The sequence below is a fragment of the Novosphingobium soli genome (assembly GCF_042432915.1).
GTDB classification, from domain to species: domain Bacteria; phylum Pseudomonadota; class Alphaproteobacteria; order Sphingomonadales; family Sphingomonadaceae; genus Novosphingobium; species Novosphingobium soli.
In genome coordinates this window covers 97,914-110,982 of the sequence record NZ_JBHLWK010000017.1, presented here as the reverse complement: position 1 = coordinate 110,982, position 13,069 = coordinate 97,914, and the positions used below count along the sequence as shown (strand labels likewise).

At 69.1% G+C, this 13,069-nt stretch carries 12 protein-coding genes and 1 tRNA gene; 3 read left to right on the top strand and 10 right to left on the bottom strand.

Annotated features, from left to right (window positions below):
• The first annotated feature begins 87 nt into the window (after positions 1-87).
• Positions 88-1,980 carry a diguanylate cyclase gene (locus ACFFJC_RS14440; protein ID WP_379488181.1) on the top strand — a complete coding sequence of 631 codons (1,893 nt, stop codon included), beginning with the start codon at positions 88-90 and terminating at the stop codon, positions 1,978-1,980.
• 53 nt (positions 1,981-2,033) lie between these two features.
• Positions 2,034-3,809 carry a cation:proton antiporter domain-containing protein gene (locus tag ACFFJC_RS14435; RefSeq protein WP_379488180.1) on the top strand — a complete coding sequence of 592 codons (1,776 nt, stop codon included), beginning with the start codon at positions 2,034-2,036 and terminating at the stop codon, positions 3,807-3,809.
• Positions 3,810-3,827: 18 nt separating this feature from the next.
• On the opposite strand, the gene ACFFJC_RS14430 is transcribed toward ACFFJC_RS14435, so the two are convergent.
• Positions 3,828-4,331 (bottom strand): Lrp/AsnC family transcriptional regulator, encoded by a 504-nt coding sequence (locus ACFFJC_RS14430; RefSeq protein WP_379488179.1) that lies wholly within the window; start codon positions 4,329-4,331, stop codon positions 3,828-3,830.
• A gap of 96 nt (positions 4,332-4,427) precedes the next feature.
• Here ACFFJC_RS14430 and ACFFJC_RS14425 point away from each other — a divergent pair, with 96 nt between their 5' ends.
• Positions 4,428-5,375 carry a DMT family transporter gene (locus tag ACFFJC_RS14425; protein ID WP_379488178.1) on the top strand — a complete coding sequence of 316 codons (948 nt, stop codon included), beginning with the start codon at positions 4,428-4,430 and terminating at the stop codon, positions 5,373-5,375.
• A gap of 189 nt (positions 5,376-5,564) precedes the next feature.
• Here the strand turns inward: ACFFJC_RS14425 and ACFFJC_RS14420 are convergent, their stop codons facing one another.
• The 9 genes from ACFFJC_RS14420 to aspS all read right to left on the bottom strand — a co-directional run bounded on the left by ACFFJC_RS14420 (position 5,565) and on the right by aspS (position 12,990).
• Positions 5,565-5,846 (bottom strand): addiction module antidote protein, encoded by a 282-nt coding sequence (locus ACFFJC_RS14420; protein ID WP_379488177.1) that lies wholly within the window; start codon positions 5,844-5,846, stop codon positions 5,565-5,567.
• Entirely contained in the window at positions 5,846-6,139 is a 294-nt protein-coding gene (locus tag ACFFJC_RS14415; protein WP_379488176.1) for a type II toxin-antitoxin system RelE/ParE family toxin, read from the bottom strand. Before ACFFJC_RS14415 ends, ACFFJC_RS14420 begins: the two co-directional genes overlap by 1 nt.
• A 311-nt stretch (positions 6,140-6,450) precedes the next feature.
• Positions 6,451-6,527 (bottom strand) — tRNA-Met (locus ACFFJC_RS14410).
• A gap of 107 nt (positions 6,528-6,634) precedes the next feature.
• The gene (locus tag ACFFJC_RS14405; RefSeq protein ID WP_379488175.1) at positions 6,635-7,183 is read right to left on the bottom strand and encodes a 2'-5' RNA ligase family protein; all 549 of its coding nucleotides are present in this window, start codon (positions 7,181-7,183) and stop codon (positions 6,635-6,637) included.
• Complete coding sequence (locus ACFFJC_RS14400) at positions 7,180-7,710, bottom strand: peroxiredoxin (RefSeq protein ID WP_379488174.1); 531 nt, start codon at positions 7,708-7,710, stop codon at positions 7,180-7,182. Before ACFFJC_RS14400 ends, ACFFJC_RS14405 begins: the two co-directional genes overlap by 4 nt.
• Before the next feature lie 163 nt (positions 7,711-7,873).
• Positions 7,874-8,848, bottom strand: coding sequence for an endolytic transglycosylase MltG (mltG, locus tag ACFFJC_RS14395; RefSeq protein WP_379488173.1), 975 nt, complete (start codon positions 8,846-8,848; stop codon positions 7,874-7,876).
• Between the two features lie 10 nt (positions 8,849-8,858).
• Entirely contained in the window at positions 8,859-10,121 is a 1,263-nt protein-coding gene (gene fabF, locus ACFFJC_RS14390; RefSeq protein WP_379488172.1) for a beta-ketoacyl-ACP synthase II, read from the bottom strand.
• Positions 10,122-10,251: 130 nt separating this feature from the next.
• Positions 10,252-10,488 (bottom strand): acyl carrier protein, encoded by a 237-nt coding sequence (locus ACFFJC_RS14385; RefSeq protein ID WP_007679564.1) that lies wholly within the window; start codon positions 10,486-10,488, stop codon positions 10,252-10,254.
• 675 nt (positions 10,489-11,163) lie between these two features.
• Positions 11,164-12,990: an aspartate--tRNA ligase gene (aspS, locus tag ACFFJC_RS14380; protein ID WP_379488171.1), complete on the bottom strand. Its 1,827-nt coding sequence runs from the start codon at positions 12,988-12,990 to the stop codon at positions 11,164-11,166.
• Between the last annotated feature and the right edge of the window lie 79 nt (positions 12,991-13,069).

Here is a 13,069-nt window from a genome sequence, read left to right as displayed (position 1 = left end):
CACTCGATCACGCAGAGGCTGGCATGGCATCGTTACCAGTGCTTAAGCATCTTCCCGTAGGTGGCTCAGCATCAAGGGGAAACTGTCATGCGCAAGGCCTGTGTTCGAGTATCGCTCCTGACCGCCGCGACCGGCACGCTCGCGCTGGCGAGCCCGGCCTCGGCCATGTGCAACGCCGGCTCGGCGCCGATCGTCGCACAGCTTCAGGAGCAGGTGCTTGGCAATCCCAGCAAGGCGCTCCAGCAGATCGAGCAACGCCTGAAGCAGCCCGGGCTGGGCCGCATCGACCGTGCCTGGCTCCACGCCGCCCAGGCCTTCGCGTACAGCACGCTGGAGATGAGCGCGGAGGAGGTCCGCGCCGCCGAGGCGGGGCTCCGCCTGGCGCCGGACCCGAAGGAGGGTCCCCACGTCGAGCTTCTGGTTCAGCTCGGCAGCGGCCTGTCCGACCCGGCGGAGATCGCCAAGATCAAGCAGCGCCTGGTCGCGGCGCGGCGATTCGTGGCGCCCGGGTCGGTCACGGACGTCTGCTCGCGGGCGGCCGTCGGCTATCTCAGCAACGAGCCGGCGGAGTCGCTGCGCGAAATGGGCACGGCCTACCGCATGGCCATGCAGCAGGGGATGGCCGCGCAGCGCGCCGGGATCGCGCTCGACCTTGCCGGCCTGCTGATGAAAGCGGGCGACTACGAGCAGGCCCAAAGTCTCATCGACGACAGCGCGCGGTGGGCCGAGAAGAATGGCCAGACCTTCCAGAGCGCTTCGATCGCCTTCCGCACGGCGATGATCCTCACCGGGCGCAAGGACTATGCGGCGACGATACCCCAGTTCGAGCGCGCCTACCGGCTGGCCCGCTCGGTCGGCAACGATCACTTCGCGGCGTTCGCGGCGCTTTCGATGTGCCAGTCGTACATCTCCCTCAATCGCTTCTCGGAGGCGCAGCGCGCCTGCAACAACGCCGAACGCCTGTTCGGCGACGAGACGATCGCACTGCCCCGGCTCATGGCATACCGCTCGCGCATTGCGCTGGGGCTGAAGGACTACGAGACGGCCATCGCCCTCTCGACCGAACTGCTGGACGGGCCGGCGACGGTGGCGACGCGCAGCAGCTCGCCCTTCCAGACCCGGGCCCTCGCCTACGCGGGCCTCGGCCGGTGGCAGGAGGCCTTCACCGACCTGAAGGCTTTCCTAGACGGGTTCCGCAAGGAGACGGAAGCCTCCCGCACGCGCGAGACGGCCAGCCTGCGCACCCAGGTGGAGATCGACCGGCAGCTGGATCGTAACAAGGCGCTGAGCCGCGAACTGGCGTTCCAGCAGGAACGCGCCCGCTACGAGCGGCAGCAGACACTGCTGATCGCGTTTGCCGCCGGCGCCCTGCTGCTCCTCCTCGCACTGTTCCTGGTGAACGGCCGGCGCCACCGTCGGGCGCTGGAGACGCTCGCTTCCACCGACGCGCTCACCGGCATCTCGAACCGGCGAGACGCCATCGCGCGGGCCGCCGAGCTGCTCGGCCGTGCAGCCGACGCGCGGATGCCGGTCGCTGTCGCGCTGGTCGACGTCGACCACTTCAAGCAGATCAACGATGTCGACGGCCATGCCGCCGGCGACGCCGCGCTCAAGGCGCTGGCGGGCGTGCTGAAGTCGCAGTTGCGCCACTCCGACGTGGTCGGCCGCTGGGGCGGCGAAGAGTTCGTGATCGTCCTTCCCGGCCTGCGCCCGACCGAAGCCGCCGACGTCGTCGCGCGCATCCGCACCGCCGCGGCCGAGCTGGAACGCCCCTTGCGCTTCAGCGCCGGTATCGCCGCGGCGGCTCCGGGCGAACGGAGCCTGGAGGCGATCGTGGCGCGGGCGGACGCGGCATTGTACGCGGCCAAGTCGGGCGGCCGGAACCGGAGCGTCATCGCCGAGGACGCCGGCACGTCGCCGGACAGCCCTCCTCCCCCCGCCGCGCGCCGCCGCTCGGAGGCCGAGCCCGCATCGCTGTAGCAGCCGGCCACTTCCCGGTTCCCTCGGTCGTCCCCGTCGCCTAGGCTGCGGGTATGGCCGGCAGCAGCGATCTCTATTCCCCCGTCATGTCCGACGCCCTGGTGATCCTGGGCGCGGCGGGCATCGTCATCCCCGTCTTCAACCGTTTCCGCATCACGCCGGTGATCGGCTTCATCCTGGTCGGGCTGCTGGTCGGCCCGTTCGCGCTTGGCCGGCACGTGTTCGACTATCCCTGGCTGTCCTATGTCACGATTACGGATCCGGACGGCCTGGAGGTCTTTGCCGAGTTCGGGATCATCCTCCTGCTCTTCTCGATCGGCCTGGAACTCTCGTTCCGCCGCCTGTGGGACATGCGCCGGATGGTGTTCGGGCTGGGCTCGCTGGAGTTGGTGTTCATCGGGGGCGCGATCACCTTCGTCCTCGCCGCCATCGGCCAGAGCTTCTCGGGCGCGCTGGCGCTGGGACTGGCGCTGGCGCTGTCCTCGACCGCCTTGGTCCTCAAGATCACCGAGGCCACGACGCCGGTGGGCCAGGCGGCCCTGGCAATGCTGCTGTTCGAGGACATCGCCCTCGTCCCCATCATCTTCCTGCTCGGCGCGCTGGCGCCCCATGCCGGTACCGACGGCGTGGGCGAACTTCTGCACACGCTGCTGTGGGGCACTCTCGCGGTGGGCGCGCTGCTGGTGCTCGGGCGCTACCTGCTGCCGCCGCTGTTCGCGCAGGCGGCCCGCACCAAGAGCCCCGAGCTGTTTCTCGCCGCCAGCCTGCTGGTGGTCATCCTGGCCTCGCTGGCGACCGCCGCGGCCGGGCTCTCCCCCATCGTCGGGGCCCTGGTCGCCGGGCTGCTGATCGCCGAGACCGAGTATCACGCCGAGGTCGAGCAGATCACCGAGCCGTTCAAGGGGCTGGCGCTCGGCGTCTTCCTCATCACCATCGGCATGAGCATCGACCTGGCGGTGGTGTGGGAGAACCTCGGCTCCATCCTGATCGCGACGGTCGCCGTCCTCGTGCTCAAGGCGACGGTGACCGGGGTCATGCTGCGCCTGATGGGGGCGCGGCGCGGCACCGCCACCGAGACGGGAATCCTGATGTCGAGCCCGTCCGAGACGACGCTGATCGTGCTCACCGCGGCCAGCACGGCGCAGCTCATCCAGCCTGGCACGGCGCAGTTCTGGCAGATCGTCACGGCGCTGGGCCTCACCGTCACGCCGCTGCTGGCGCTGGCGGGGAAGATCATGGCGCGCCAGGTGGACGGCGTGGAAGCGCCGCATCGCGCCCCGGCCGACCAGGGACAGCCGCGAACGCTGATCGTGGGCTTCGGCCGGGTCGGCCACCTCGTCGCCGACATGCTGGCGCGCCACGGGCGTCCCTACCTCGCGGTGGACAGCAACACCGATCTCATCGCCGAGGGACGGCGGCGCGGGTACAGCGTCGCCTTCGGGGACGCCGGGCGCGGCGACGCGCTGCTGCGCCTGGGCGCGGCGGAGGCCGCGGCGGTCATCCTCACCATGGATGAGCCGGTGACCGCGCAGCGCATCGTCCGCAAGCTGCGCGCGGAATTTCCCGACCTGCCGATCCGCGCCCGCGCCCGGGATGCCGACCATGCGGCGCAGCTCTACCGCGCCGGCGCCAGCTACGCCGTGCCCGAGACGCTGGAAAGCTCGCTCCAGCTTTCCGAAGCGGCACTGGTGGAGACGGGGGTGGCAATGGGCCCGGTGATCGCCTCGATCCACGAGAAGCGCGACGAGTTCCGCGAGATGATCATGGAGCGCGGCGGGTTGGCGGAGAAGCCGTCGCTGCGTTCCGGGCAACTGCGCGAACCAGCCTGAGGACGGCGCCGCTCCGGCTCAGGTCCGCGGCGGTGCGGGCGGGATGGCCAGTTCCATGCCGCTCTTCACCCGGTCCAGCGACACCAGCGTGCGAAAGCTCGCGACCCACTCGTGGTCGGAGAACAGCCGCCGCGTCAGCGCTTCGTAGCTGCGCATGTCGGCGGTGACGATCACCAGCACGAAGCTGGTGCCGCCGGTGGTGTAGTAGCACTGCTGGACCTCGGGAGCCGCGCGGAACAGGGACTTGGCGCGCTCGATGCTCGCGGTGCGCTCGTCGCGCAGGAACACCTCCACCACCGCGGTGACGGTGAGGCCCAGCACGACAGGATCGACGATGGCCGCGTTGCGCGTGATGACGGCGGCCTGCTCCATCGCGGCGATGCGGCGCTGCACGGCCGCGGCGGAGAGGTTCACCGCCTGCCCGATCGCCCGCTGCGGCGTCCGGTTGTCGCGCTGGAGAATCCGCAGGATCTCGCGGTCGAACGCGTCCAGCGCCTGGGGATCGGGGAGCTTGCGAGGCATGCGCGGGTCTTTGTTGCGTTTGCCCCCCGAATCAAGAGCCCATCGCTCGCAGGCGGCGTGGTATCGGCTCGCGGGTACCAACGGAGACACAGCCCCATGGACCTCGCACGCCCTGCTCCCCGCACCGATGCCACGCTCGCCGGTGTCCTGTCGGGCATGGGAGCCGGGGCCCTGTGGGGGCTGGTCTTCCTCGCGCCCGAGCTGGCGCGCGGGTTCGGTCCGCTGCAGCTCACCATCGGGCGCTACCTTTGCTACGGCGCGATCGCCGCGGTGCTGGTGGCGCCCCGGCTGGTCCGCCTCCGCGCGCTGCTGACGCCCCGCGCATGGCTGAGCCTCGCCTGGCTCGGCCTGGTCGGGAACACGATGTACTACGTCCTTCTCTCCGCCGCGGTGCAGTCGGGGGGCGTGGCGATGACCTCGCTGGTGATCGGCTTCCTCCCGGTCGCGGTCACCATCATCGGCAGCCGCGACCGCGATGCGGTGCCGCTGCGTCATCTCGCGCCCTCGTTGCTGCTCTGTGCCGGAGGGGCGGTGTGCATCGGCTGGCAGGCGCTGGCCTCGCCCGCTTCCGGGACCGCGAGCACTCCGGTCGCCGGGCTCGCCTGCGCGATCGGCGCGCTCGTCTCGTGGACCGCCTTCGCGATCGGCAACGCCCGCTGCCTCGCACGGATGCCCGCCGTGACCGTCCACGAGTGGAACCTGCTCATCGGCCTCGCCACCGGCGCCCAGGGGCTGGCTCTGCTCCCCCTGTCCCTGGTGCTCGACGACTGGAGCCGTCCCGCACAGCAGTGGCTGACCTTCGCCGGCGTCTCCGTGGGCGTGGCGCTGTTCGCCTCGATCCTGGGCAATGCGCTGTGGAACCGGATGAGCCGCCTGCTGCCACTCACGCTCGTCGGACAGATGATCCTGTTCGAGACGCTGTTCGCGCTCTTCTACGGCTTCGCCTGGGAGCGACGCCTGCCGACGGTGCTGGAACTCGCTGCCTTCGCCCTCGTGGTAGCCAGCGTGGCGAGCTGCGTCTCCGCACACCGTAAGCGCGGCTGACAGGGCGGACGCGTCGGCTCCTGTCGCGAGCGGCCGGCCGCCGCCAGCCTTACCGGTGGCTCGGGGACTTCGAAGGCCGATCGTCTGGGAAGTGGTCGCGGAGGAGGGACTCGCCCCCCCGACACGCGATTTTTCCTTCCGAGGCGGGGGAGAGCAGCCATACTTCAACGGCTGCTGCCGCAAGCGGCATCACGCGGTGATTGCGAGCCTTAGTCCAAGCGCCTTCGTCACCTTGAGCAGCGTATCGAGCGTCGGGTTGCCCTTCTCGCCCAGCGCCTTGTAAAGCGCCTCGCGCGTGATGCCGGTTTCCTTGGACAGAGCCGTCATGCCGTGTGAGCGCGCGATGGTGCCGAGCGCTGCGCGGATCTCGTCGGCGCTGCCGTCTTCAAGGTAGGCGTCGAGATATGCGGCAACATCCTCGGGGGTATCGAGGTATTCGGCCGCATCCCAAGGCTTGGTTTCAATGGCCATCACTCAATCTCCTTCGCCATGGCTTGGGCTCGTTCGATGTCATCCGACTGTGAGGACTTGTCGCCCCCGCACAGCAGGATCACGATCGCGTCGCCCCGGCGCGTGTAATAGACCCGATAGGCGGGCCCGAACGTGAAGCGGAGTTCGCTGACGCCCTCGCCCACTGACTTGGCATCGCCGAAGTTTCCGGCAGCAACGCGGTCGATGCGCTTGGCGATCCGAGCACGGCCATGCGTATCTTTGAGCCCGCGCAGCCAATCCGAGAACTCTGCAGTGCTACGAACCTCGATCATGTGTAATCTATAAACTACACCGAACCGCTTTTCAACGTTTGTGTGGAATTTAGTTCACACGGCGCTTGTGCGCGAGCGACAACCGAGAGCTGGGGCGAGATCTACGACGACAAGGGGCTCTGGCGCCGCCTCGACACGCTCTTCTGCGATAACGAGGAATGGTCTCTCGCCATGCAACATGTCGCGCGTATGTTGCACGGCCTTACCCGCCATGGTTGGAAACGGGAAAACCGCGACGGGCGGCGCGACAGGATGGAACCACCGATAACAGGCCGACCAACCATTAGACACTGATTTTCAATGGAAATGGATGGTAGCGGAGGAGGGACTCGAACCCCCGACACGCGGATTATGATTCCGCTGCTCTAACCAACTGAGCTACTCCGCCACACCGCGGCCGCTGCGAAGCGGTCCGATCTGGTGCACCGCCGGTGCGGTGCAGGCCGCGTCCTTTAGGGTGGAGGCCGGGATCGGTCAACACCGAAAATCGCGCGCTCAACCGCGAAACGGCACCAGCCGGATCGGGCGCCAGAGGCCGTCCTCCCAGGCGTAGAGACCGAAGCCGCGGAAGCGGAAGGCGCGGGGCTGCAGTTGCGCGCCCAGTTCGGCCTGGAGCGCGCGGGCGGCCTGCGTGGTGACCTTGTTCTGGATGGTCACGTGCAGGCGCAAAGGCTGCGCGTCCTGCTGCGTGAGCAGCCCGTGCATGCGCTCGGCGACGGCGGCGTGGAGCGCGACCATCGCCGGGCTGTCGATCGCGATCGCGGTGCCGGTGCCGAGCTTCATCAGCCCGGCGGTCCGCGCCGGGGGCGGCGCGGCGCGCGCGAGCTCCCCCAGCACCTGGAGCAGCTCGCCTTCCGTGGAGGCGGGCAGCGCGTGGAACAGGGTGACGTGGGCGCGCAGGCGATTGCGCTCGGGCGGGTAGTGCGCGCGCCGCAGCGCGTCGGCCCAGGCGAGCACGTCGGGCGGCAGCTCCGCGGTCAGCAGCAGCGGCGCGCCCGCCTTGCGCGGACCCGTCGCGATCCAGTCCGGCGCAGGCGCGGTCACGCCGCCTGCAGCGCCTCCAGGATCCGCTCGGGCGCCGTCTCGCCGTAGGGGTCGTCGTCGGTGCCGGCGTCGTTGATCCCCGGCTCCTCGAACCAGCCGACCACGCGATTGTCGTCGACGATCATGGCATAGCGCCAGGAACGCAGGCCGAAGCCGAGGTGGTCCTTGTCGATCAGCATGCCCATGCGGCGGGTGAAATGGCCCGAGCCGTCGGGCAGCAGCCGCACCTTGGAGAGCCCCAGGTGCTGGCCCCACTGGTACATCACGAAGGCGTCGTTGACCGCGAGGCAGTAGACCTCGTCGGCACCGGCCGCGCGCAGGTCGTCGTAGAGCCGCTCGAACGCGGGGCACTGCTCGTTGCTGCAGGTGGGCGTGAAGGCGCCGGGCAGCGCGAAGACGACGACCTTCTTGCCGGCGAACTCGTCGCGCACGCGCAGGTCCTGCCACTTGAAGGGGTTGTCCCCGCCGATCGATTCGTCGCGCACGCGGGTCTTCAGGGTGACGTCGGGTATCTGGCGTTCGAGCATGGAGCCTCCGATGCGGCTTGGGGCCTTGTGTTCCGTTTGCCAGAATGCCCGAGCCGCGGCAAAGTTCGCGCCGGCGGACAAATGAGGGAGGCCCGCCCGCGAGGAGCGTCCCGTCCCGGCGCCGGTTGCCGGCGCGCGCAGGACGCGCCCCGCCCGGCTCGCGTTACAGCTCCCCGCGCTCGCGGCGGATGGCGAACCACTTGGCGACGTTGCGGTTGTGCTCCTGCAGCGTGCTGGCGAAGACATGCCCGCCGGTGCCGTCGGCCACCATGTAGAGCGCGTCGGTCCTGGCCGGGTTCAGCACCGCGGCGATCGATTCGCGGCTGGGGTTGGTGATCGGCCCCTGCGGCAGGCCGACCATGGTATAGGTGTTGTACCCGTTGACCGCCTGGATCTCCGACTGGAGGATGCGGCGGCCGAGCCGCTTGCCCTTGGTGATCGGATAGATGATCGTCGGGTCCGCCTGCAGCAGCATGCCGGTCTTCAGGCGGTTGGAATAGAGCCCCGCGACCATGCGCCGCTCGGACGGCTTTCCGGTCTCCTTCTCGACGATCGACGCCAGGATCACGGCCTGCGCGGGGGTCTTGACCACGAGATCGGGCGCGCGCTTGGCCCAGAGCTCCTGGACCGTCCGGCTCATCGCCACCTGCATGCGCCGCAGCAGCGCCTCGCGGCTCTCGCCTTTTTCGAAGGCGTAGCTGTCGGGCAGGACCGAGCCTTCCTGGGGCACCGCCACGTCGCCGGTCAGCGCCGGCTGCGCCTTGAGCCGCTCGTAGACCATGATCGAGGGCATGCCCTCGGGCACGGTGACGAAGCGGCGGATCACCTCGTCGCTGGAGATGATCGCCAGCACGCGCGAGGGGCTGGCGCCGCGCGGGATCGCGAACTCGCCCGCCTTGATGCCGCTGCCGCCGCCGAAGACGCGGGCGCGCAGCGCGAAGCCGGTGGCGGAGCGGATCACGCCCTGCGCCTCCAGCCGCTCCGCGACCGTGGACAGGCTGGCGCCGTTGGGGACGATGAAGTGCTGCTCCTTCTCCAGCGGGCCGGACCCGTACCAGCCGCCGAAGAAGGCCCAGAGGCCCCCGACGAGGAGAACGGCGACGACTGCCGCCAGGCCGCATCCGCGCCGGGAGATCATGGCTCTGGCCTCAGTCGACCTTGCGCATCACCAGGCTGGCGTTGGTACCGCCGAACCCGAAGCTGTTGTTGAGCACCGCGCGCACTTCGCGCTTCTTGGCGACGTGCGGCACGAGGTCGACGCCGACGCAGCTCTCGCTCGGGTTGTCGAGATTGAGCGTGGGAGGCACGATCTGGTCGCGCAGCGCCAGGATGCAGAAGATCGATTCGACCGCGCCGGCGCCGCCGAGCAGGTGGCCGATCGCCGACTTGGTCGAGCTCATCGAGACCTGGTCGATGGCATCGCCGAACAGGCGGCGCACCGCGCCCAGCTCCAGCTCGTCGCCCAGCGGGGTCGAGGTGCCGTGGGCGTTGATGTAGTCGATGTCCTTGGGCTCGAGGCCGGCCTTGCGCAGCGCCATCGCCATCGAGCGGTAGGCGCCCGAGCCTTCCGGGTGCGGCGCGGTGACGTGATAGGCGTCGCCCGAGAGGCCGTAGCCGATCACCTCGCAGTAGATCTTGGCGCCGCGCGCCTTGGCGTGCTCGTACTCCTCGAGCACGACCACGCCCGCGCCCTCGCCCATCAGGAAGCCGTCGCGGTCCTTGTCGTAGGGGCGGCTGGCCTTCTCGGGCTGGTCGTTGAACGCGGTGGACAGGGCGCGGGCCTGCGCGAAGCCGGCGATGCCGATGGGGCAGATGGTGCTCTCGGCACCGCCCGCGAGCATGATGTCGGCATCGCCGTCCTTGATCATCCGCGCGGCGTCGCCGATCGAGTGGGCGCCCGTCGAGCACGCGGTCACGACCGCGTGGTTCGGACCCATCAGGCCGTACTTGATCGAGACCTGGCCGGAGATCAGGTTGATGAGGCGGCCGTGGACGAAGTGCGGCGAGACGCGGCCGGGGCCCTTCTCCGCCAGCACCAGCGATTCGCTCTCGATGCCCGGCAGGCCGCCGATGCCCGAGCCGATCGAGCAGCCGGCCATGAGGCGGGTCGCCTCGTCCATGTCGGTGAGCCCGGCGTCCTCGATCGCCTGGCCTGCGGCATCGATGCCGAAGACGATGAAGGGATCGACCTGGCGCTGCACCTTGTGGTCGACGCGCTTGTTGGCGTCGAAACCGTATTCGTGGTCGGCCGGCTTCACTTCCGCGGCGATGCGGCACTTCTGGTCCGAGGCATCGAACTTCGTGATCGGTCCGGCGCCGGACTTGCCGGCAAGGATGTTGGCCCAGGTGGTCTCCACGTCACCGCCCAGCGGGGTGACGAGACCAAGTCCGGTGACGACGACACGACGCATTATGTTCTCCGAAAATCCTTCGGCCCAAAAGGCAACAGGCCCGCCCCTTAGAGGGCGAGCCTGTCGATTTCAATCCGGTGTCGCACTCCCGCCCCACCCTGCCGGGCAGGCGCCGAGTGCGGACGCCCGATCAGCCCTTGTTCTCTTCGATGTACTTGATGGCATCGGAGACGGTGCTGATCTTCTCGGCGGCGTCGTCCGGAATCTCGACCCCGAACTCTTCTTCGAAGGCCATGACCAGCTCGACGATGTCGAGCGAATCAGCGCCCAGGTCGTCGATGAAGCTGGCGTCCTCGGTCACCTTCTCGGCTTCGACGCCCAGATGCTCGACGACGATCTTCTTAACCCGATCGGCGGTATCGCTCATTTGTATAGACCCCTTCGAAATTAGGCGGGTTTGAATCTCGACAGCCGCCCTAATGACTGGGCGGGGCGCTGGCAAGGGGCTTGGCGGACGTGATTGAGGCGGAGCGCTTTCGCCCCCCTCCACCACCCGCTGCATGGGGAGGAACTCCTCCCTGTCGCGAAGCGATGGGGAGGTGGCAGCGCGTCAGCGCTGACGGAGGGGTCCCTTCCGGGCACGGCCCGTCNCCGGGCACGGCCCGTCGCCCGCTGGCGAATGCGGGGTAACGCCTGGGGAAAGTCGCTGGCGAACATCGGGCCGGCGTCGGGGCGTCCCTGCAGGCGCGCGGGGACGGTGCGAAGGTCGCGTCGCGAACGACCGGGCAGCCATCGCCGCAGCCCGGTTCGGCCCTGGCGGAAACGGTCCGGACCGGCGCTGCGGGCTCGCAGACAGGGGCCGGTCCTCTCCCCTGGACGACGAGCGCCAGCGACCGGTGCGCGGGAGCGGGGGTGGAGGGGGCCGCAAGCCGCCCCGTCCGTGAACCGCTTCCGGGAGGACGCTCGTGGCGTGGTCCACGGCTTTCAACCCGCGCACGGCCCACGACGCCGACCCGATACACCGTCGAAACCGAAGGCCTTCAGCCCGGCGGATGGCAGGGCTTGTAACCTAAATGGTTCTCCATGTCAAGCCCACGCAGCCTCAGCCGGCGTCGGGAGCCACCACCTTGCCCTGGGCCGGCGCGGCCTGCTTGACCGGTTCGACCACACGCAAGTGCAGTTCGCGCAGCTGCCTGGCTTCGGCCGGGCTCGGCGCGTTCATCAGCAGGTCCTCGGCACGCTGGTTCATCGGGAACAGCGTGATCTCGCGCAGGTTCTGGGCGCCGCACAGCAGCATCACGATGCGATCGACGCCCGCGGCCATGCCGCCGTGCGGCGGCGCGCCGTACTGGAAGGCGCGGTAGAGGCCGCCGAAGCGTTCCTCGACATCGGCCTTGGACAGGCCCACCTTCTCGAACGCGGCGACCATCAGCTCGGGGCTCTGGTTGCGGATCGAGCCCGAGGCGATCTCGTAGCCATTGCAGACGAGGTCGTACTGGTAGGCCTTGATGGTGAGCGGATCCTGGTTCTCCAGCGCGTCCATCCCGCCTTGCGGCATCGAGAACGGGTTGTGCGCGAAGTCGACCTTCTTGTTGTCCTCATTCCATTCGAAGAACGGGAAGTCGACGATCCAGCACAGCTCGAAGCGGTCCTTGTCGATGAGGTCGAGCTGCTCGCCGACGCGGGTGCGCGCGAGCCCCGCGAGCTTCGCAGCCTGCTCCTCCTTGCCGGCGGCGAAGAACACGCCGTCGTTGGGGCCGAGGCCGAGCGCGGCGATCAGCGCGGCGGTCTTCTCCTCGCCGTGGTTCTTGGCAATCGGGCCGCCGGGGACGCCGTCCTTGATGTTGATGTAGCCCAGGCCCGAATAGCCCTCGCCGCGCGCCCAGACGTTCATGTCGTCGAAGAACTTGCGGCTGCCCGCGCCTGCGCCCGGGGCCGGGATCGCGCGGATAGTGCCGCCGTTGACGACGATGCCCGCGAAGATGCCGAAGCCGGATTCGGCGAAGTGCGCGGTCACGTCCTTGATGAGCAGCGGGTTGCGCAGGTCCGGCTTGTCCGAACCATAGTCCAGCATCGCCTGCGCGTGCGGGATGCGGCGGAATTCACCCGCGGGGGTGACCGGCCGGTCGCCCGCGAACTGCGCGAAGGTGGCGCGCAGCACCGGCTCCATCGTCTCCCAGACTTCCTCCTGCGTGACGAAGCTCATCTCCAGGTCGAGCTGGTAGAATTCGCCCGGCAGGCGGTCGGCGCGCGGGTCCTCGTCGCGGAAGCAGGGGGCGATCTGGAAGTAGCGGTCGAAGCCCGCCACCATCAGCAGCTGCTTGTACTGCTGCGGCGCCTGCGGCAGCGCGTAGAACTTGCCGGCGTGGATGCGGCTGGGCACCAGGAAGTCGCGCGCGCCCTCGGGGCTGGAGGCGGTGAGGATCGGCGTCGAATACTCGGTGAAGCCGGCGTCCTCCATGCGGCGGCGCATGTCGCGGATGATCTGCGTGCGCTTGACGATGTTGGCGTGCAGCGTCTCGCGGCGCAGGTCGAGGAAGCGGTACTTGAGGCGGATGTCCTCGGGGTACTCCTGCTCGCCGGCGACCGGCATCGGCAGCTCCTCCGCCTTGCCGAGCACGGTGGCGCTGCGCGCGTAGACCTCGATCTCGCCGGTGGCGAGGTTGGGGTTCACGGTGCCCTCGGTGCGCGCCTTGACGGTCCCTTCGATGGTCACGACGCTTTCGGCGCGCAGCGAATCGAGCACGGCCAGGGCCGGGCTGTCGCTGTCGGTCACCACCTGGGTGATGCCGTAGTGGTCACGCAGGTCGACGAAGAGCACGCCGCCGTGGTCGCGCTTGCGATGGACCCAGCCCGAGAGGCGGACCGTCTGGCCGACCTCGGCCGCACTCAGGGCGCCGCAGGTGTGGGAGCGATAGGGATGGGTCATGATGGCTCGCGCTTTTCGGATCGTGTCGGATGCAAGCGCGGCCAGTAGTCGAGTGGCGGCGCGATTTCCAGATGCGGAT